This is a genomic window from Vibrio sp. 10N.261.51.A4, from assembly GCF_041471945.1.
Lineage (GTDB): Bacteria > Pseudomonadota > Gammaproteobacteria > Enterobacterales > Vibrionaceae > Vibrio > Vibrio crassostreae_C.
The window spans coordinates 34,689-56,045 of sequence record NZ_JBFRPJ010000082.1 but is presented as its reverse complement, the minus strand read 5'-3'; the positions used below and the strand labels follow the sequence as shown (position 1 = coordinate 56,045).

Genomic DNA, 21,357 nt, shown 5'->3' with positions numbered 1-21,357 from the left:
ATTTCAGGTTTCACTTGAATACATACTTAGCTCTCATCAATGACAATCCATTGTTACGCCTAACTGGCCTGAAATGAGAAAGTATTTCACCTGTTTTTTTATAGTTTACTTACTCTTAAGACTAGTCTTCCCCATAAAAAATGCCATGTCTGTGCTAAGAGGCGCCTTTTCACAAACCGAGGGATTCTTGTTGGAGTTTGAATAACTTAGTTAAAAGTTAGTATGGTATTGATTTATATGCAAATAAATTCACAATGTAATTACACCTCATTATTTATAATATATACAGCAATAAAGTTGATAAATCATTAGCAAACATGGGGTATTGATTGAGGCTTTCTATACGTCCACAGTAAAGCAGAAGTAATTCCCATTTGTGAGACAATAACCAGAGGATAGGTGGTGGAGTTTGTATCAAAAACAATAAAACAAGTTGCATAAAATGTATATATCGGAATTTTAACCAACTGATAAACAACAGCTCCCCTCTTCAATTTGGTCACAGGTTGTTTTCTGGAAGTGACAAAAAAAGCCCACTAAGTTAAACCTTAGTGGGCTTTAAAATCAGTATATAGCGTTACGCTGTTAACAATGACACACTATTATTTAGCAAGGCGATTTGCAGTCCAGACGTAAAGCAGCTCGAGAGCAATCGTCGCACCAGCCAATGCTGTAATCTCGCTTTGGTCATACGCTGGAGAAACCTCTACAACGTCCATACCAACCATGTTGATACCTTGCAAGCCACGGATAATTTTCAGAACTTTATCTGAATTCAAACCGCCGCAAACCGGAGTACCTGTACCCGGAGCAAAAGCAGGATCCAGACAGTCGATATCAAACGTTAGGTAAACTGGCTTATCACTGACAATGCCTTTCACTTGAGCAATGATCTCGTCCACGCTCATGTCGTTCGCTTGCATCGCGTTAATAACGTTAAAGCCGTGTCCTTCCTGCTTGTACTCGGTACGAATACCAATTTGCACAGAATGCTCAGGCGAGATTAAACCTTCATTAGGCGCATGGTAGAACATGGTACCGTGATCGTAACGACTGCCCTGACTGTACGTGTCAGTATGTGCATCGAAGTGAATCAGAGCCATTTCACCGTACTTCTTGCCGTATGCTCTTAGCAAAGGCAATGTAATGAAGTGGTCACCACCTAAACCTAACAGTGTTTTACCACTGTTTAGAATCGCATCAGCGGCTGCTTCTAAACGCTGAGTTAAGTCTTCAGCATCACCGCAATCAAACACAAGATCGCCAGCATCAATCACCGAGGTATGTTCAAATACATTGAAGCCCCAAGGAAACTTTTTACCTTCCCACGCCAAGTTTACCGACGCACGACGAATCGCATCCGGTCCCATACGTGCACCCGGTCGACCAGACGTCGCCATATCTAATGGCGCGCCTAATACAACCACATCAGCATCGTTGTCGATTGGGTTCTGTGCCAAAGGACGACGCATAAACGTCATCGCATTGGAATACAGCGAGTAATCTGGTTTCGTAAATAGATCGTTCATTAAAAATCCTCAAGATAGGTGTAACCCATCAAGCCTTGCTCTAACTCTTCAAGTACGCTTTGCTGTTCTTGAGCTGGTACTTTCGCCGTTACCAATTCTTTGTAGTTCTGACGAATTAGGTCCATATCGATATGAACATAACGCATCATGTCTTCAACCGTGTCGCCTTCGTTGATGTAGTCGATATTCGCTTGACCACTTTCATCAACATTCACCACAACACTGTGCGTATCACCAAATAGGTTATGCATATCACCCAAGATCTCTTGGTATGCGCCTACTAGGAAAAAGCCCATCAGGTAAGGTTCGTCTGGGTTCCATGCTGGAACTGGCAACGTTGTTTCAATGCCCTGGCCGTCAACATACTGATCGATCGTACCGTCAGAATCACATGTGATATCCAGTACTACCGCGCGTCGCTCGTCCGCATTGTCCAAACCACTTAGAGGCAATACAGGGAACACCTGATCGATACCCCAAGCATCTGGCAACGATTGGAACAAAGAGAAGTTCACGAAAAACTTATCAGCCAAACGCTCACTCAACTCATCCAAGATTGGACGGTGGTAGCGGTTCTTAGTACTCATACGAGAGCTAAGTTCATAGTTAATACGCAAAGACATCTGTTCTGCCCAAGCACGGTGCTGAAGGTTCAGCATGCCTGTCGCAAATTGGTTGTGTGCTTCTGCGATATCACTTTGCGTGTCGTTGTAGATCTCAATCAGCGCGCGGTCATCATTACCTGCATCTAACTCCAAGAAGTTCTTCCACATGTTGTTTAGCAACAGTGGTGCGTCTGCTTCTGGCGCAGCCATATCTTCCGGTGAGTAGCTTTCAGTACCAATCACGTTGGTGATCAACACAGCATGGTGCGCAGTCAGTGAGCGACCAGACTCCGAAATAATCACAGGTTGTGGCTGATTGTAGAGTTTACAAATATCCCCTACTGTCATCACGATGTTACGAGCGTACTCAAGCAAGCCGTAATTCATTGAGTTTGAAGATTGGCTACGCGTGCCGTCGTAATCGACTGCCAAGCCACCACCAACATCTAAGAACTTCAGTTGAGCGCCAATATCACGCAGTTCACAGTAGAAACGAGCCGCTTCACTCACGCCATTTCGCACGTCACGAATGTTTGCCATTTGTGAACCTAGGTGGAAGTGCACGAGTTCAAGTACATCCAGCTGGTCTTCGGCTTTCAAGCGTTCGATAACAGTAAGCACTTGTGATGCAGACAAACCGAATTTCGACTTCTCACCACCACTTGCTTGCCATTTACCTGCACCTTGAGAAGCAAGACGAATACGTAAACCCAAACGAGGTTTTACGCCAAGTGCTTTCGCTTCAGAAAGAACAAGATCAAGCTCTGACAACTTCTCTAGAACGATAAAGACTTTGTGGCCTAGCTTTTCGCCAATCAGTGCAAGGCGGATGTATTCTCTGTCTTTGTAACCGTTACACACGATCACAGAGCTCGCTTTTTGAGCCAACGCCAGTACCGCTAATAGTTCAGGTTTGCTGCCCGCCTCTAGTCCTAGCTGCTTTTGCTCTAATTGAGCTTGGCTCGCTAAGATCTCATCAACCACTTCTTTTTGTTGGTTAACTTTAATCGGATAAACAAGTAGGTAACGATTGTCGTACTGATATTCGTCGATCGCTTGGTTAAATGCGTTACAGATATTGTGCACACGTTGATGCACTATTTGAGGAAAACGCACAAGAGCAGGTAAACCAATATTTCTTTGCTCTAACTGTTTTACGATCTTACTTAGTGGGACTTGATGATCCGTCTCGCTCGGTGAAACATACACCTCACCGTTATCATCAATTCCATAAAAACCTTGGCTCCAGTGCTTTACATTATACTCAGCACGGATGCGTTCCAAATTAACCGAATTTTCCAATTCTAGAGACCTCACACTATAGGGCCATCGACAGAAGATACCTCTTTGGAATAGCGAGGTATAACCCAACAAAAAGCGTTCAAAAACGATTTGTTGGCTGCATTAACCGATATTATTAAGAGCGAGTCCAACCATTGATATTTGTGGTGACGATTACGTTTTTTTATCGACAGATCGACTTAAAATGACAGGTAAGGAATTACAAGGTTTTAGGGTAAAAAACAGGCTGAAGCGCATTAAATATAAAGCAATTTCTCACATTAAATTAGGGAGAAAAAATGTGCAGAAACCAAAAGATTTTTAGTAAATTGAGTGAGGCTAAGTCAGAGTTGTGACAAATATAAGCACTTCACAATCTGAACTCTCGCTATCACCAACACAGCTTGTGTCCCGCGATTCGATGCCGATAAACACTTCATTCTTCCTACTAGAACTCGCTCACTTCAATGTTGTAACCGCTCAATTTTTGAACTTTTCTCGCGCATATCTTGTATTCGGTTCAATCTTCTTGTAATTTTAACTGACCAACCAATCGGTCAGCCTTCGAATTTAGGGGATACTATGAGCCATAATCTAGACCTTGAACCAAACACGTCGAGCACCAACGACATGGATCAAATATTCAACCGACAACAAGATCACTACCGTAACAACGTTAATCCAACACTTGATCAGAGACGAAATGATCTCTCAGTCTTGAAAAAACTATTAATGCGCTACCAAGAGCAGTTAATTGAAGCGGTATCAGAAGATTATGGCCATCGAGCAGAGCACGACAGCTTAATTGCTGACATCACCCCTTCCCTACACCAGATCAATTACAGTGATAAAAACCTGAAGAAGTGGTTGAAGCCTTCACGTCGAAAAGCCGGCTTGATGCTAACACCAGCCAAGATTACTGTGCATTATCAGCCAGTAGGTGTGGTTGGTATCATCGTGCCTTGGAACTTCCCAGTCATGCTCTCTTTAGGCCCTCTGATCACAGCGTTAGCAGCGGGCAACACGGCGATGCTCAAGATGTCGGAGTTTACTCCAGCGACCAACCGAATTTTAAAAGCGATGTTGGCCGAAGGCTTTAGTGAAGATCAGGTTGCGATTATCGAAGGCGAAGCTGACGTTTCCGCTAAATTTAGCCAACTGCCGTTTGACCATATCCTTTTCACAGGCTCAACCGCTGTGGGTAAACACGTTATGAGAGCAGCGGCTAACAACTTAACACCAGTTACCTTGGAATTAGGCGGCAAATCTCCAACCATCATTGCCCCTGACTTTGATGTAGCTGACGCTGTTGAACGTATCTTGTTTGCCAAGAGTCTAAACGCTGGCCAGATATGTGTAGCGCCTGATTACATCTTATTGCCGCGAGAAAAATCAGACGAGTTCATCACAGCCTATAAGCGTTATTTCAAGAAGCTTTATAAAGCCGGTATTGAGAGCAAAGACTTAACCTCAGTGATCAACATGCGCCAATACAATCGCTTGAAAGGTGTCATTGAAGACGCACAAGCCAAAGGCGCGGTTATTCACACGGTAACCGAACAAGCACAAGACGATGTAAACCACAGAATGACGCCGCACCTTCTCACCGAAGTGAACGATGAGATGCTCGCGATGCAAGAAGAGCTGTTTGGTCCTGTTTTGCCTATCGTGCCTTATGATTCCATCGAAGAAGCAATCAATTACATCACAGAGAGAGAACGCCCACTGGCTCTGTACCTAATGAGCCATAATAAAGAAACCCAAGACAAGCTTTTATCAGACACGCACTCTGGCGGCGTGTGTATTAATGATTCTTTGGTGCATGTGGCTGCAGAAGACGCACCATTCGGTGGCATCGGCCCTTCAGGCATGGGACACTATCACGGCATTGAGGGCTTCAAGACCCTTAGCCATGCCAAAACCGTTCTAAGTAGAGGAAAAATCAACTTCACCAAGTTAATGCATCCTCCTTACAACAACCCAATCAAGAAACTGATGTTCAAAGTACTCAATAGATGATCACCAAAAGACAAAAAATCCTAGATGCTGCACTCCTGCTCTTCTCTCAACAGGGGCTAGAGGGCACATCTACCGGACAAATAGCGAAAACAGCCGGCGTGGCAAAAGCGACGTTGTTCCACCACTTCGAGAATAAATCTCTATTGATTGATGAACTGTTTCGCGAGCTGAAGCTAGAGCTATTCTCGACCATTCAACCGCACACTGATGTGGCTGTAGAAGATCGCTACCAAACCTTTAAGTTCATGTGGATCACAGGAATTGAGTGGGCATTAGAGAATCCGGTTGCGATGAAGTTCTTCACCAATGTTCATTTCGACCCAACGACTCAAACTCGAGAAGTGATTGTTTCACAGATGTTCGCATCGCTAGACGAGATCATTTTGAAAGGGCAACAAGATGGTGAATTGATGGTGTTGGACATTAACCTTGTTAGACACTTCATTCATAGCCACTTTCTGATTTGTGCAAACTGGCTGATTGAACAAAGCGAGTCTCCACCAGAGCAAACATCGAAGTACATCAACGATAGCTTTGATATGTGTTGGCGCGCCGTTGGTGGGCAAACCAAGTAGCTTTAGCTTTAAGCCCAAGGCTCTAAGCTCTAAACCCTAAACCCTAAACCAAAAAATATAAATTCTAGATTCAATTTATTTCCAATAATGATCACTAAAGCGCCACACAGGTGCTTTAATTATTTGAACACAATTCAATCACTTGGACATAGACTCGAAGCAAATATTGGCTTCGGCTCTGCGTGAATACCAGGGTGCATTCATCTTGGTCAGTCATGATAGCGACTTTGTTGAGGAAGTCGGCGTTAGCCAAAACCATATCCAGCTTTAACCTTCGTAAATTCGTTCACTTAGTTTAGTTAAGCGAGTATTCTTCCGGATACTCGCCTTTCTTGATTGAGACAAGTAAACTACGCGCCTCGAACATCTATTCATAAGGCTAAGGTTTGCATACTCTAGAACAATTAAAATCAGGGCAACTTAAAGGTATTAAGCGCTTAAAACTGTCAGAAAGTCTCACCGAGTTTCCTCTAGAAATCATAGAGCTTGCAGATTCTCTTGAGATCCTAGACCTTTCAGGTAATCAGCTGTCAGACCTACCAGCCGAGTTATCACAGCTGACTAACCTGCGTATCATCTTTGCGTCGAATAACCTGTTCACGCACCTTCCTGATGTTCTTGGTTCGCTTCCTAAGCTTGAAATGGTTGGGTTTAAGACCAACCAAATCAAAACCGTTAGCGAGCAATCTCTGCCGACTCAACTACGTTGGTTAATCCTGACCGACAATGAGATTGAGATTCTGCCTAGCTCACTAGGTGAAAGACCACGACTACAGAAACTGGCCTTGGCGGGTAACAAGATTCGCGTGTTACCAGAAAGCATGCAAAACCTATCAAGCCTTGAGCTAGTTCGCCTGTCTGCAAACCAGTTGACTGAATTCCCTGAGTTCCTTATTAAGCTACCAAAACTGGCTTGGCTAGCATTTGCGGGTAACCCGTTTTGCAAACACCCTAGCAGCTTAGATAGCGTGCCTGCGGTAAGCTCGCAATGCTACTCACTGAATCAAGTACTTGGTCAAGGTGCGTCTGGCGTAATTTCACATGCTAACTGGTTGAACAGCGATTTTGATTTCCCACAGGAAGTCGCTGTAAAAGTATTTAAAGGTGAGGTAACAAGCGACGGTTACCCACACGATGAACTCGAAGCGTGTCTGCAGGCTGGTCATCATAGCAACCTAGTGAAGTCTATCGCTCAAGTGGATGAACAAGACTATCTCGCATTGGTGATGGAACTTATCCCAAGCAGCTATTACAACCTAGGCTTACCTCCTACTCTTGAAAGCTGTACTCGCGATACCTTCAATGAAGGCTTTGAGCTTTCAATTGCTCAGATTAATAGCATTGCCGAACAGATGATTGATGTGTTTGAACACCTTCATGCCAATAAAGTCTGTCATGGTGATCTATACGCTCACAACACTTTAGTGAACGAACAAGATCAGATGATCTTTGGCGACTTTGGAGCGGCAACTATCTACGGCTACCTAACTGAAGCACAGCAACAAGGCATTCGTCGTATCGAAGCTCGCGCATTAAAGTACTTTATTGAAGACCTACTGACGATTTGTGCAAAGCAAGATCAAGACAGCGAGCTTTATAGTCAACTAGCGAACTTCAAAGCTTAATGGCTTAACTGAATAGCTTAATAGCGCGTTGATTAGAAGTACTCGGTCGAATTGAAAACAACAAAGCCAACATCACTGTTGGCTTTGTTGTTCTTGGAATATCACTAATTTTAATGGACAAGCAAGGTTGGCTAAAAGGGATTAACGCTCAGCCTGCACCAATTTCAGATACGAGTGCAGCTCACCATTTTTATATTCCACTGCAGAGTGAATATTAAGATCAGCACGAGCCACAACAGCAAACTGGTAGCGGTTCTCACCCTTCAGAATCTCGACGTGTAACAAACCATCTTTTAGTTGCCACTGCCCTGTTGTTTCAAATCGGTCGAACAAACGATATTCAATCAAAGAACCGTCAGCATTGAAGTGCACTTCAGTGATGTAACCGCCGGGACAGCTCTTCACCCAAACTCGATTCTCGATATCACTGACAATGAAGTCACGCTTGGTATCACGCCACGCTAGAAAGCCTTCGCTATCATAAAGAGCAATGTTGAGATCAGTTCTAGAAATTAACGGCTGCTCAGTTTGCTCACGACAATAAAGTTGGAGCAAAATTTTCTGAACTGTTTCATTCTGTAATTCATTCATTGTGACTTCTCTTTCTCATTGCTCTGCGTTAGACGCGGTATTGATCAACCAATTCTATTTAAAGCGGGCTACACAAGCTCGTAAGAAACCACATACAGCTGAGAGATACCTGGATAGATATCTTGAATCACGTCTTTCAGTACTTGCAGCGTCATGTTCTCTTGCTGAGCATGGAACTCACCTAAGTCATCAAATAGGATTGGTTCAACGCTGATGATCTTAAGATTACAGAACACACGGTCTTGCTCTAGCGTCGATACCTCCACAACACTACCTGGCTGGTAGTCGCGCTCAGATTCATCGCGAATAGTAATCGTCTTCTTGCCAGAAAGGATGTCAGTTTCAAAACGTTCGAAGAACGTCATAGTAGTCGGTGCGGTCATTTATTTCGGTCGCTTAACATTTAAAGGTTAGGTAGATGTTTATATACCAGAATGCGTGTTCAAGCGAATAAAAATTAGGTGCGGGATGCGAGATGCGAGATGCGAGATGCGAGATGCGAGATGCGAGATGCGAGAGAGTATGGCAAAGCCAAATTACAGGCAATAAAAAAGGAGAACCGAAGTTCTCCTTTTCTTAAACCTTTAAGCTAACTCTAAATTATAGAGATGCTTTCGCTTTTTCAACTAGAACAGCAAATGCTGCTTTGTCGAATACTGCGATGTCAGCAAGAATCTTACGGTCGATCTCGATAGATGCTTTCTTTAGGCCATTGATGAAACGGCTGTAAGATAGACCATTTTGACGAGATGCCGCGTTGATACGTGCAATCCAAAGTTGACGGAATTGACGTTTCTTGTTGCGACGGTCACGGTAAGCGTATTGACCAGCTTTGGTAACTGCTTGGAAAGCTACGCGGTAAACACGTGAACGTGCTCCGTAGTAACCTTTAGCTTGTTTTAGAACTTTCTTATGACGTGCACGAGCTTGTACACCACGTTTTACGCGAGGCATTATGCTTCTCCTAAACTAAACGAATTTATAAACTAAAAAGAATTAAGCGTATGGCATCATACGTAGAACTTGAGCAACTTCACATTTAGGAAGGATCGAGTTCGGACGTAGCTGACGCTTGTTCTTAGTAGTACGCTTAGTCAGGATGTGACGTTTACCAGCGTGCTTAAACTTAATACCACCAGCAGTTTTCTGGAAACGCTTAGCAGCACCTTTGTTGGTTTTCATCTTAGGCATGATGAATAACTCCGCATTGTTGAGTTGTTAATAACATAGTAATTAGGGCGAATAAAACCCCGCAACCTGAGGCTGCAGGGTTCAATTACTTGCAAAGCCGTTAATTACTTCTTTTTAGGGGCCAACACCATGATCATCTGGCGACCTTCAATTCTCGTTGGGAAAGATTCGACTACTGCAAATTCTTCAGTATCCGCTTTCAAACGATTAAGAACGTCAACACCGATTTCTTGGTGAGCCATTTCGCGGCCACGGAAGCGAATTGTTACCTTCACTTTGTTGCCGTCTTCTAGGAAACCAGTCAGGTTGCGTAGTTTTACCTGATAGTCTCCAATATCAGTTCCAGGTCGGAATTTAATTTCCTTGATCTGAACCTGCTTTTGCTTCTTCTTCTGCTCTTTCGCAGCTTTGCTCTTCTCGAAGAGGAACTTACCGTAGTCCATCACACGACAAACTGGCGGCTCGGCGTTAGGGCTGATCTCTACAAGATCCATACCAGCTTCATTTGCAGCTTCCATCGCTTCAGCGATTGATACTACACCAACAGCTTCGCCGTCTGCGCCAGTTAGACGCACTTCACGAACGCCACGAATGTCACCGTTTAAACGGTGCTGGTTTTGTTTGGCCGGTTGTTGGCCACGTCTTCCGCCTTTAATAGCTATTCCTCCAGATTGAGCTTACGGCTTGAAACCTCGGCTTGGATGTATGAAATAAAGTCATCCACTTTAAATTTGCCAAGGTCCTTACCTTTACGTGTACGTACTGCAATTTCGCCGGCTTCCATTTCTTGGTCACCACACACAAGCATGAACGGTACACGTTTCAAAGTATGTTCGCGGATTTTAAAGCCAATCTTCTCATTTCTCAAGTCTGCTTTGACTCTAAATCCACTTTTTTGCAGTTTTTTCGTAATTTCTTGTACATATTCAGACTGTTTGTCTGTAATGCCCATTACAACTGCTTGTTCTGGCGCCAACCACGTTGGGAAGAAGCCAGCGTATTCTTCAATAAGAATACCAATGAAGCGTTCTAGTGAACCTAAAATCGCGCGGTGGATCATAACTGGCGTGTGACGCTCGTTATCTTCACCTACGTAAGTAGCACCTAAACGTTCTGGTAATGCAAAATCGAGCTGCACTGTACCACATTGCCAAGCGCGGTCCAAACAATCATGCAAAGTAAATTCAATCTTAGGTCCGTAGAACGCACCCTCGCCTTCTTGAATCTCGTATGCAATGTCCATTCCCTCTAGCGCTTGCTTAAGGTCAGCCTCTGCACGGTCCCACATTTCGTCTGAACCTACACGCTGTTCTGGACGAGTAGATAGCTTAACAACGATGCTTTCGAAGCCGAAAGTTGTGTAAGTATCGTAAACCATTTCAATACAAGCTTTAACTTCTTGTTGAACTTGGTCTTCAGTACAGAATACGTGAGCATCATCTTGAGTGAAGCCACGAACACGCATAATGCCGTGAAGTGCGCCAGACGGCTCGTTACGGTGACATGAGCCGAACTCAGCCATACGTAGCGGTAGATCACGGTAAGATTTCAAACCTTGGTTGAAGATTTGAACGTGACCAGGACAGTTCATTGGCTTGATAGCGTATTCACGGTTCTCTGAAGAAGTAGTGAACATCGCTTCAGCGTACTTATCCCAGTGACCAGAGCGTTCCCAAAGAACACGGTCCATCATTAATGGGCCTTTAACTTCTTGGTAATCGTACTCAGTCAGTTTTTGACGAATAAATACTTCTAGCTCACGGAAGATAGTCCAACCGTTGTGGTGCCAGAACACCATGCCTGGTGCTTCTTGCTGCATGTGGAATAGGTCAAGCGCTTTACCGATTTTACGGTGGTCACGTTTAGCCGCTTCTTCTAGGCGCACAAGGTGAGCTTTAAGTGCCTTCTTGTCGTGGAATGCAGTGCCGTAGATACGTTGAAGCATCTTGTTGTCACTGTTACCACGCCAGTATGCACCCGCTACGTTAAGTAGAGTGAAGTGCTGGCAGAAGCTCATGTTAGGCACGTGTGGACCACGACACATATCGATGTATTCTTCGTGATGGTACAGGCCTGGACGATCGTCTTTAGAAACGTTCTCGTCCAAGATTTCAATCTTGTAAGTCTCGCCGCGAGCTTCGAATGCGTCGCGCGCTTCCTGCCAGCTAACTTTCTTCTTAACAACCTGGTATTTGGTCTTCGCTAGCTCTTTCATGCGCTTTTCGATCTTTTCTAGATCGTCTTGCGTTAGAGAGTGCTCAAGATCGATATCGTAGTAGAAACCGTTATCGATAGTAGGACCGATCGCCATTTTCGCTTCTGGAAAAAGCTGCTTAACCGCGTGGCCTAAAAGGTGAGCACAAGAGTGACGAACGATTTCAAGGCCATCAACTTCATCTTTAGCTGTGATGATTTCTAGGCTTGCATCGTTTTCGATAAGATCACAAGCATCAACACGCTCGCCGTCTACACGACCAGCAATGGTAGCTTTCGCAAGACCAGGACCGATTGATAGGGCAACATCTAGAGTTGATACAGGGTTGTCAAATTGACGCTGACTACCGTCAGGAAGAGTAATAATTGGCATTATTTGTCCTTTACAGTGGTGTTGCACACCAAGCAACACATGAAAATGTTTAATATATGTCTTTCAATCAACGAGTACGCTGATTGGGGATATATGCATAATAAATATACCCACATAGAAGCAAATACAGATGCCCTATTTGTAGGTATCCGAGCATTGTAACGAAATAATATAAAATGACAATGATGCGCTGTGGGTATGGCGCCGAAGCCGCCCCTCTCCCCTGCAGTCAAATTCAGGCAATTCGCACGCCTATCGTGTTATAGACGCAATAAGTCTTCTTGCATAGGATTGATGAAGCGAAACAAAAGAGGTAAATGTAGGGTATTGATATTCTGAGCCTCAACCATTCTTTTTACTCTGAACAAAAATATAGACTCATAAGAGTAATTTTTGGGAGTATTTTCGTCAGTGGTTTGGCAAATGACTTATTGGCAGGGAACACTATTTGGGGCTGTAATACATCTAACCTAGAGATTAAATTTAGCCCCGATGCATTAAATCGCTTCTTCGCACAATTTTGCTGACTTTGATTTAGACAGACTAGTTTCTTTTTTTATCATAGCTGCACATTTTTCACCGATCATAATAGACGGTGCATTAGTATTTCCCGACACAATAATAGGCATGATAGATGCATCCGCTACTCTTAAGCTTTTTAGCCCATGAACTTTTAGCTCATTATCAACGACTGCCATTGCATCATTGCCCATCTTACAAGTACCAACGGGGTGATAGATGGATTGACTGTATTTTGTCGCAGCTTCCAACAATTGTTCATCCGTTTGATACTTTGAACCTGGTACAAACTCTTCAGAAATAACCGAAGATAAAGGACTCGCATCGGTGATTTCTCTCGCTACCTTTATCGCGTTTATTGCAACAGCTTTATCTTTAGGGTGCGAGAGATAGTTAGGTTGGATACTAGGGTGCACGGAGTAGTCTTTGCTGGTGATCTTCACACGACCTCGACTTTCAGGACGCAATTGACAAACCGAAGTAGTAAAGGCCGAAAATGGGTGCACTCCTTCTCCAGGTTTGTCCGCACTGAGTGGCTGCATATGAAACTGTATGTCAGGCCTTGTTAAGTCAGAGGAAGACTGAGTGAAAATACATACCTGACTAGCAGCCAACGTTAAAGGACCTTTGCGAAACAGAGCATATTTAACTCCCACTGTCAGTTTATGCAAAGGTGTTCTCAACTCATCGTTCAGTGTTGTACAACTAGTTTTGTAGACCAGACGAATTTGTAAATGGTCTTGAAGGTTTTCTCCAACTCCAGGTAAATGATGAACGCAATCAACACCTACTGCTTCTAACTCCGCTCTGTTGCCAACTCCAGACAACTGTAATATTTGCGGTGAGCCAATTGCACCAGCACTGACAATAATCTCTTTAGCTGCCGAAACATACATTGCTTTTCCATTGCAAAAAAATTCAACACCTTTTGCTGTCTTATCGACAATATCAAGCTTGGAGGTATGTGCATGAGTCAATATTGTTAAATTATGGCGCTTTCGAGCCGACGTTAAAAAAGCTTTTGCACTGCTGCACCTCAACCCATTAAATGCTGTCTGCTGAAAATAGCCTACTCCTTCTTGGTTCTCACCATTAAAATCATCATTCCAAGGAATACCTACCTCTTGAGCTGCCTCCACAAATCGTTCGGCAATATCCCGTTTCAGTCTAAGATCTGACACTTTCAACGGCCCATCCACGCCATGGTACTTATCTTTTCCTCGGCTTTGACATTCAGACATTTTAAAATAGGGAAGCACGTCGTCATAACTCCACCCCTCATTACCAAGTGACGCCCAGTCGTTATAATCTTCTTTTTGCCCACGTATATATAGCAACCCGTTCAAGGAGCTGCTCCCACCAAGTACTTTGCCTCTAGGCCATTGTAATTGTCGATTATCAATACCTTCATCACGATCGGTTAGATAACACCAATCAGTTGACGGGTTGTGCATGGTTTTAAAATAACCAACCGGGATATGAATCCAAGGATTCCAATCTCGACCACCAGCCTCAAGTAATAACACTGAAACATCTGGATCCTCACTTAAACGACTAGCAATTGCGCACCCAGCCGACCCCGCCCCTACAACAACATAATCAAAGACACCCACATCCTTATGTAACCTTCCCATAACAAAATCTCCTTTGTATTTTCATAAATCGAGACACATCGTCCCAAAAAACATAAACCAATAACAATAATTAGTAAATATCGAGAGAATATGAATTGTTTTTTGTTGACTTATCGCACACTAATAACAACCCAACTTGGACATTTAACATTTTTTAAACAAGTGTAATTGGGCTATTTACATGAATCAGGATGGGTACATGAGAACTTCAAAAGACAAACCATATAGCCGACGCGACTTTTTTAATGTTGCAAAGCGTGCCGGGCTTACATCAGCTTTATTCGCTGCAGGGACATTAGGGACAGGGGCTACCTTAAGTAGCCTGGCAAATGCGTCGGAAAGCGTATCTCGAACTCGAGAAAAGAAAAAACCAATCGTAGTCTTAAAGTTTGGAGCCTCTGGCTTTAATGAACAAAACTTAGATATCCAAAAGTCGGGACAATTATTTTTCGCTAGAGATCTTGAAGAAAGAACAAATGGTGAAATACAAGTTGAATTCTTTGGCTCCAATCAACTATGTGGGCAATTGGATTGTATAAGAAAAACTCAGCAAGGAATCGTTGACATATATTCCGCATCTACACAAAACTCCGCTGCTGGTGCGCCATACATGAATGTTCTTGATTTTGCATACATGTTCCCTACGCGAGCTTCGCAATTTCATTTTTTTTATGACAAACGAAGCGAATCATTGTTTCGTGAACCATTACGTAAACGCCACAACATTCAATTCCTATTCACGCACTGTGACTTACGTGGACTCATGTTAGGCAACAAATGGAAAGACAAACCCTTGGTTACGTCGCTAGCCGATATTCAAGGCACCAAAAACCGAGTAACAGGAACCCAGTTAGGGCGTATCGCCATGGAGCAACTCAATCTCAACCCTGTACCAGTTGCCTGGGCTGAAACAATTGATGGGCTCCGACAAGGACTACTTGATGGTGCGGAAACTTGGATGAGCGCAGCGGCATATTCAGGAATGACATCAGTAATATCTCAAGCGATCGATTTACGCATGTTCTCTGGCAACGAGAGTACAGCTATGAATTACGACGTTTTTGAAAAGTTAAGCGATAAACATAAAGAAGCGGTCATGGAATCTGCATATTGTGCACAAATTTTTACTCACGGAATGAATGAAGGTGGGTTGTACGAAATTATTGGTGCACAAACTCACCCTAACGAGAATACGCAATTCCGACAAAATAATATCCGCTTTGCTGCACTTTCAGATGAAGAGAGATTTAAGGCTGAACAAATATGCTCACCGGAATATAACCCAGAACCATGGCAAAAATGGCGTAATCGTTTAAATGCTTGGGCAGGCGATATTGATATCTATAAAGAAATTCACGGGATTGCTAGAGAACTCCCTAAAGACGCAGCGGTAGTCAACGTCAAACCACAACGTTGGTGGTTAGGTTAATACTCTGACAACCCATTAAATAAAACTAAGGCATGACATCATGAATGAAATCATCAGCACTGCCGTCCACCCGGCAACCTCAGTCAAAAAGTGTTTGTATTGGCTAGATAACAACATAGAAAAATATCTCATTGTGAGCAGCTACTCTATAATGACTGTCATTATCTTCGTTGAAATAATCAGACGTTTTTTCTTTAGTATTCAGGCTCCGTGGAGCACTAGTATCCCTGTACTACTATTTTTATGGCTTACCTGGGTCGGCGCAGCTGTCAATGTCAAAAACCGTACTCACTTATCGCTCACCGAAATTAGATTACGCCTCCCTTATCAAGCGCAATTTGTATGCCTCATATTAGATGCCGTTCTCTGGCTAGTTTTTGCGGGCGTCGTTCTTTATTTTGCAACGGATCAGGTAAGGATCGCTTACGACAATTTTGCAATTGTTCAAGGAACTGACGATGTCATGCAGTGGTGGTTTTATATGGCAACACCAGTAGGCTGGACATTAATAATCTATCGAGTGATACAGAACTTCTTCCAAGATTGTAAACGGTACATAAATAATGAGCCATTGATAATCCAGACATCATTAGCGGAGAAAGAAGCATGAGTGAAGGTGATTTGATTAGCATTATTAGTGTCATCGTTTTGGTTCTATTTCTAGCAGGCATCCCTATATTTTTAATCATTGGGCTATGGGTTGTTGGGGTTAGTATCGTCATTGACTTTACCCTCGCTAACATCGGTGTAACGCTATTTGAGGGGTTAAACTTTTTCGGCTTACTAGCATTACCTCTTTTCATTCTAACCGGCGATCTAATTAATGCTGCAGGCATTGCAAAACGACTCTCTGATTTTGCGTACTCTATTTTGGGTTCCATTCGTGGTGGTATGGGTATGGCTGCGATTGGAGCTTGTGGGATGTTCGCAGCCATTTCCGGGTCTAATGCTGGGACAACAGCCACAATTGGCTCAATAATGGCTCCAGAAATGAAAAAGAATGGTTACGACGAAAGATTTTCTGCAGCCACAGCAGCATCAGGAGGAACTGTTGGAATTATTATTCCGCCGAGCGTGATATTCATTGTGTATGGCTTCATGATGAACCTTTCCATAACGGATCTGTTTATTGCAGGAATGCTGCCAGGTAGCCTCATGGTATTAGCGATGATGTTCGCATGCCATCTAGTTGCTCGAAAACAAGGATGGGGAACAGTTATTCCTTTTGTCGCAAAGACCAGTTTCAAATATGCAAGACGCGCTTACCTCGGCTTCATTACTATTGGTGTAGTCGTCTACGGCATTTACTCTGGAGCATTCTCACCAACAGAGGCCGCTGCATTCACCGTTGGGTTCACAATTATCGCAGGCTGTATTCTGACCAAAGAGTTACATTTCAAAAACATTCCTTCTGTGATGCTCAAATCAGGGCAGATTACAGGAATGCTAGCACCATTAATCGCGATTTCTGTCGTCATGCAACAATTACTTTCCATGATGGGAGTCGGTGAAATAATTGGTAACGCACTTAATGGATTCGGAAGCTATTACGCAGTCTTATTTATGTGTATGGGGATTATACTTTTAGCCGGGATGCTCTTAGAAAGCTTACCGGTTACCATTATTTTAGCTCCAATTCTCGCACCTATTGCCACAGGCATTGGCGTCGATCCGATTCATTTTTCAGTTATCTTCTTAGTCGGAGCTGCAATTGGTTTTGTCACACCACCGTTCGGCTTAAATTTATATGTCGCAAGTAGCGTAACCGGGATCCCTTATGGTAAGTTAGTTCGGTTTGTCATTCCTTACTTCACAGCGCTATTTATCTCGTGGGTTTTGATTGCTTTATTACCGAGCATTTCATTATTCTTGGTTCAATTTGGCGGCTAAAGTAGATTAACCGAATTTGCAAGCAATGACCCATTGCTTGCAAATTTATCAGAAAAAACAAAGGAGAAGCAGCATGAGCAATAACGAATCGTCAAGTAATTCAGCACTGTCACGTGCATTTAAGATTACTGAGTTCATCGCTAGTGAGACACGCCCCGTTACAGCGGTTGATATTGCTTTGTTCCTAAACCTTCCTAAGGCCAGCGTACACCGGATACTCAGTCAACTTGAAGAGGAGGATATTATTGCGAGAGATCTCCAAGGTCGCTTCTTGTCTATCGGTTCTCGATTTAAAAAAATGTCTCTAGACGTCCTGTCACATTTTGATGGGCGCGCACCTCGCCAGATGGTTTTAAAAGAATTAACAGACGAAATACAGGAAACCTGTAACTTATCCGTATTAGATGGATATGAATTGTTGTATTTTGAGCGTGTTGAGGCTAATTGGCCTATGATGGTCAACTTAAAATTAGGCTCGAGGTTACCTCTGCACTGTACTGCTAGTGGCAAGCTATTTTTGGCCTTAATGCCAAGAAATAAACGAAAGCAGATACTTTCGACCCTAACACTAGAACCACAAACAAAACATTCGATTACCAACGTCGACGACCTAAACAGAGAGCTCGACGAGATTGGGATTCGTGGTATTAGCATCGACAATGAAGAGCTCATTGAAGGTATGGTTGCCATTGCAGTCCCAGTTTGTGATCAAGACGGAAATATGATTGCAGGCATGGCAATACACGCACCTACATTGAGGTTGAGTGTTAGTGACTTACTCACTAAAGCCGGTAGGTTGAAGCTTGCAGCAAAAAAACTAGAAAGCCTAATGACATTTCAATCCCAGATTACCGATGAGGCGGTAGAGTAACGTGACACGAATAGATGTATCCCAATAGGCCTAAATACCGAGTTCACAAACGAGCACAAGTTAAAATAACAAAGTAACAGGTAGTATTACTTCAATGACTCTTCATTAATCTACAGTGCCTTTGAGCACCGTGGTCTTCATCTCTCTACTTTTAAAACTCACCTTTCGAACTAAGCTATATAGAAGCAACGGAATGCAGATGAGGTACATATGGAGAAACGGGCTACTTGTATATCGCTCATACGACCTTTACCGCTAGTAATAGCCGCCATGTTTTCTGCGCCAAACGCATGGGCCAACAAAGATTACGGCCCCTTAATCAGTTATACCCAAGCACCACTGCAGTCGGTTCGCCTCACCCCGTCGCTCCGTTCAGGCTTCCCTCTTGAAGAGAATAAGGTTGAAGTATTTACAGCCTTAACTGCTGCGAGTATCTGGGCTAACTCCCACGACTATCACTTAGACTATTATCAAAACCAACTTCAAACAGGCCTGCGATGGCAATTGACTACAGCGTGGCAAGTAGAGCTCAATTACCGCTGGTTATACGCCGCCAATAATCATCTCGACAAAATCACCATTAACTTTCACGACCTATTTAGCATCGACCAAGCAGGTCGAGATCAGAAAGAGAGACACCAATTCGACATCTATGCACCAGACCATGGCGTCAATAATCGAGACTTCTCCGGCGACACATTGACTAGCGCTTTCACGCTCTACACCCAATATCAGATCATAGATATAGAAAACCATGGCTTATCTTTTGGCGTCTCCCTTTATCATAACAAAGTCAGCCACGGTGCATTTAAGGGAAACAGCACCGAACAAAGCGCTCAACTCAATTATGCATACCAACTCGACATCAATACCTTCTATACAAGATTAGGATTAGCGAATCAGTCCAGTAGAGAAGTGGAGAATAGCTTTTCACATAAAAAAACGACATGGTCATGGATGGGAGGATATCAACTCACGCTATTTGAAAATCATGAGTTACACCTAGAGTATCGTTGGTATGAAGGCGCAGAAGACGGTGAAACTGAGTTTTCAGAAGCCGCGAATGAAATGATGTTTGGCTATCGCTATCTCATGCAACGCTCGGCAATTGAGATATCCATAATCGAGAACATTTTCAATATGGACAACTCCACCGATGTGGCCTTTCAATTGGCTTATCGGCATCAGTGGTAGATCTTATTTAATTAGAGACAATAGAATCAAAAAAGCCGAACAGTTAAGTTCGGCTTTGAAGTTGTACTGTCACTATTAATAGACAGAGCGACTGCTAACAGAGAGGGAACTACGCACTCATGATTCTTGATACAGCGTTGCGAATGTCTGAGTCGGCCGCATTAGCAGGTAAGCTGAATGAGATGTATTGGTCGCCGCGGAAGCTCATTGAGCGGTCGATTTCTGCTAGGCAGTGAACCATTGAACCTTCAACGATGAATGACAGCTCGATCTCTTTATTATTCATGAAGCCGCCGCTGCGAAACTCAATCTCTTGGTAACAGCCCGAACGAGAAGCAAAGCTGTTGCCTTTTAAGAAGCCCTTCTCTACGTCTGCTTTCACCATTGCCATACCTGATGCTTCCACGCCTCGGATGATTTTAGCCACTGTTGGCAATGGGTGTACGGAGATAAAGTCACGGTCTTTAGGGTCAATCGCGAAGCCTATATCTAGGTTGGTTTCAACCCACACATGGCATTGGTTCATTTGTGCGTTCAACGCGGTGACTGGCGTTTCATCATTTAACTTAAGACGGAATGGAACCAGTTTGGTTTCGTCCGGTTGGATAACGAAAGGCTCTACGGCTTGAATACGACCCAGTGAAAAGGTTTCGTAGCTGGTGCTATCTTCCGTTTCTACTTTTACTTCTGTGTTGAGAACCAAGTTGATCAGGTCGATTTGTTGCTCAACGTCACCACCAACAATGTGAACATTGCCAGACAACTCTCCACCTTGGAAAACTTCAATATTATCTAAGACAGTATCAACCTTTGCTGCACCGATGCCCAACGAGGCCTTTAATTTCTTAAACATATTATTTCCCTTTCTAATTATCTGATTTACGAATAGTTCTTGCGTGACAATTTGCGACACTTACCTCACAGAATCAAGCAATTTGCCCCATCTATGTTGAATAAGGTCACATTGCCCGAGGAAATGTTGAAATCGTGAAAAATTCCGTTACTCTATTTGTATAGTCAAATAAGGTTTCATTATGTCGAAAGCACCGCTCTACCTTCAGATAAAACAGTTCATAGACGACAATATAAGTAGTGGTCACTGGCCAGTGGGTTACCAGATAACCACAGAGCTTGAACTCACCGAGCAGTTCAATGTGAGTCGAATGACGGTCAATAAAGCCATTCGAGATCTGGTGTCTGAAGGTAAGCTAATCAGGAAACCAAGGCTGGGTACTTTTGTTTGTGAACCAGACGAAAAAGCACAATCTCCCCTGCTTGATATCAACAATATCGCGCAAGAGATCAAAGACCGAGGCCAAACGTATGCTAGTCAAGTTATCAAGCACGATAGTATCAAGGCTGATGAAAGCACCGCCACACGGTTAGGTGTAATGATCAATGCCGAAGTATTCTATAGTGAAATCATCCACTTTGCGGACAACGCGCCGATTCAATTGGAAGCGCGCTGGGTGAACTCTCAAGCCGCACCAAAATACCTAGAGCAAGACTTTTCAACCTCTACGCCCAACGAATACCTTTCAAAAAGCTGCCCGTTAAGTGCTATCGAGCACACGGTTGAAGCCATTATTCCAGATTCTCAAATCAGAACGTCACTAAAGCTATCTGAATCAGAACCTTGCCTTCTTTTGAATAGAAGAACATGGAGCAAAGAACGCCTCATCAGCTTTGCATTGCTCTACCATCCTGGCTCTAAGTACAAATTAAGCTCCAAGATACTTCTAGATTAAAGAACATCATCCTGATCGCCGATCACATTTTTGCAACATCAACTTGATTCAGGTCAGCGTTTAGCCTAT

The 21,357-nt window shown here is 43.4% G+C and carries 19 protein-coding genes; 9 read left to right on the top strand and 10 right to left on the bottom strand.

Going from position 1 to position 21,357, the window contains the following annotated elements; translation table 11 throughout:
- Nucleotides 1-602: 602 nt before the first annotated feature.
- Both speB and speA read right to left on the bottom strand, forming a co-directional pair.
- Entirely contained in the window at nucleotides 603-1,529 is a 927-nt protein-coding gene (gene speB, locus AB4384_RS18415) for an agmatinase (protein ID WP_372112242.1), read from the bottom strand.
- On the bottom strand, nucleotides 1,529-3,436 hold the full coding sequence (speA, locus tag AB4384_RS18410) for an arginine decarboxylase (RefSeq protein ID WP_372097727.1): 1,908 nt from the start codon (nucleotides 3,434-3,436) through the stop codon (nucleotides 1,529-1,531). The genes speB and speA overlap by 1 nt, the downstream gene beginning before the upstream one ends.
- Before the next feature lie 561 nt (nucleotides 3,437-3,997).
- On the opposite strand from speA, the gene AB4384_RS18405 reads away from it, so the two are divergent.
- From AB4384_RS18405 to AB4384_RS18395, 3 genes are all read left to right on the top strand, one after another.
- Nucleotides 3,998-5,434 carry a coniferyl aldehyde dehydrogenase gene (locus AB4384_RS18405; RefSeq protein ID WP_372083876.1) on the top strand — a complete coding sequence of 479 codons (1,437 nt, stop codon included), beginning with the start codon at nucleotides 3,998-4,000 and terminating at the stop codon, nucleotides 5,432-5,434.
- Nucleotides 5,431-6,009 (top strand): TetR/AcrR family transcriptional regulator, encoded by a 579-nt coding sequence (locus tag AB4384_RS18400; RefSeq protein ID WP_372129917.1) that lies wholly within the window; start codon nucleotides 5,431-5,433, stop codon nucleotides 6,007-6,009. Before AB4384_RS18405 ends, AB4384_RS18400 begins: the two co-directional genes overlap by 4 nt.
- Before the next feature lie 386 nt (nucleotides 6,010-6,395).
- The gene (locus AB4384_RS18395; protein ID WP_372129916.1) at nucleotides 6,396-7,634 is read left to right on the top strand and encodes a leucine-rich repeat-containing protein kinase family protein; all 1,239 of its coding nucleotides are present in this window, start codon (nucleotides 6,396-6,398) and stop codon (nucleotides 7,632-7,634) included.
- A 141-nt stretch (nucleotides 7,635-7,775) separates the two neighbouring features.
- On the opposite strand, the gene AB4384_RS18390 is transcribed toward AB4384_RS18395, so the two are convergent.
- The 7 genes from AB4384_RS18390 to AB4384_RS18360 all read right to left on the bottom strand — a co-directional run bounded on the left by AB4384_RS18390 (nucleotide 7,776) and on the right by AB4384_RS18360 (nucleotide 14,156).
- A complete protein-coding gene (locus AB4384_RS18390; protein WP_102320512.1) occupies nucleotides 7,776-8,225 on the bottom strand; it encodes a hypothetical protein in 450 nt (149 codons plus the stop codon).
- A 68-nt stretch (nucleotides 8,226-8,293) separates the two neighbouring features.
- Nucleotides 8,294-8,608, bottom strand: a complete 315-nt coding sequence (gene yqfB, locus AB4384_RS18385) for a N(4)-acetylcytidine aminohydrolase (RefSeq protein WP_017063603.1) — start codon at nucleotides 8,606-8,608, stop codon at nucleotides 8,294-8,296.
- A gap of 217 nt (nucleotides 8,609-8,825) precedes the next feature.
- A complete protein-coding gene (gene rplT / locus AB4384_RS18380) occupies nucleotides 8,826-9,179 on the bottom strand; it encodes a 50S ribosomal protein L20 (protein WP_004733517.1) in 354 nt (117 codons plus the stop codon).
- Nucleotides 9,180-9,221: 42 nt separating this feature from the next.
- Nucleotides 9,222-9,416: a 50S ribosomal protein L35 gene (gene rpmI / locus AB4384_RS18375; RefSeq protein WP_004738430.1), complete on the bottom strand. Its 195-nt coding sequence runs from the start codon at nucleotides 9,414-9,416 to the stop codon at nucleotides 9,222-9,224.
- Between the two features lie 104 nt (nucleotides 9,417-9,520).
- Nucleotides 9,521-10,072 (bottom strand): translation initiation factor IF-3, encoded by a 552-nt coding sequence (gene infC / locus AB4384_RS18370; protein ID WP_076654893.1) that lies wholly within the window; start codon nucleotides 10,070-10,072, stop codon nucleotides 9,521-9,523.
- A 2-nt stretch (nucleotides 10,073-10,074) separates the two neighbouring features.
- Entirely contained in the window at nucleotides 10,075-12,003 is a 1,929-nt protein-coding gene (thrS, locus tag AB4384_RS18365; protein WP_372129915.1) for a threonine--tRNA ligase, read from the bottom strand.
- A 497-nt stretch (nucleotides 12,004-12,500) separates the two neighbouring features.
- On the bottom strand, nucleotides 12,501-14,156 hold the full coding sequence (locus AB4384_RS18360; protein WP_102320511.1) for a GMC family oxidoreductase: 1,656 nt from the start codon (nucleotides 14,154-14,156) through the stop codon (nucleotides 12,501-12,503).
- 199 nt (nucleotides 14,157-14,355) lie between these two features.
- On the opposite strand from AB4384_RS18360, the gene AB4384_RS18355 reads away from it, so the two are divergent.
- The 5 genes from AB4384_RS18355 (at nucleotide 14,356) to AB4384_RS18335 (ending at nucleotide 19,540) form a co-directional block, all read left to right on the top strand.
- On the top strand, nucleotides 14,356-15,585 hold the full coding sequence (locus tag AB4384_RS18355; RefSeq protein ID WP_198594319.1) for a TRAP transporter substrate-binding protein: 1,230 nt from the start codon (nucleotides 14,356-14,358) through the stop codon (nucleotides 15,583-15,585).
- A 40-nt stretch (nucleotides 15,586-15,625) separates the two neighbouring features.
- On the top strand, nucleotides 15,626-16,195 hold the full coding sequence (locus AB4384_RS18350) for a TRAP transporter small permease (RefSeq protein WP_017059783.1): 570 nt from the start codon (nucleotides 15,626-15,628) through the stop codon (nucleotides 16,193-16,195).
- Complete coding sequence (locus AB4384_RS18345; RefSeq protein ID WP_102320510.1) at nucleotides 16,192-17,475, top strand: TRAP transporter large permease; 1,284 nt, start codon at nucleotides 16,192-16,194, stop codon at nucleotides 17,473-17,475. Before AB4384_RS18350 ends, AB4384_RS18345 begins: the two co-directional genes overlap by 4 nt.
- 73 nt (nucleotides 17,476-17,548) lie before the next feature.
- Nucleotides 17,549-18,346 carry an IclR family transcriptional regulator gene (locus AB4384_RS18340; RefSeq protein ID WP_017059781.1) on the top strand — a complete coding sequence of 266 codons (798 nt, stop codon included), beginning with the start codon at nucleotides 17,549-17,551 and terminating at the stop codon, nucleotides 18,344-18,346.
- A gap of 270 nt (nucleotides 18,347-18,616) precedes the next feature.
- Nucleotides 18,617-19,540 (top strand): DUF3187 family protein, encoded by a 924-nt coding sequence (locus AB4384_RS18335; protein WP_136973978.1) that lies wholly within the window; start codon nucleotides 18,617-18,619, stop codon nucleotides 19,538-19,540.
- Between the two features lie 109 nt (nucleotides 19,541-19,649).
- Here the strand turns inward: AB4384_RS18335 and AB4384_RS18330 are convergent, their stop codons facing one another.
- Complete coding sequence (locus tag AB4384_RS18330) at nucleotides 19,650-20,393, bottom strand: sporulation protein (RefSeq protein WP_017059779.1); 744 nt, start codon at nucleotides 20,391-20,393, stop codon at nucleotides 19,650-19,652.
- Between the two features lie 181 nt (nucleotides 20,394-20,574).
- Here AB4384_RS18330 and hutC point away from each other — a divergent pair, with 181 nt between their 5' ends.
- Entirely contained in the window at nucleotides 20,575-21,288 is a 714-nt protein-coding gene (gene hutC, locus AB4384_RS18325; protein WP_372129914.1) for a histidine utilization repressor, read from the top strand.
- The last annotated feature ends 69 nt before the right edge of the window (nucleotides 21,289-21,357 follow it).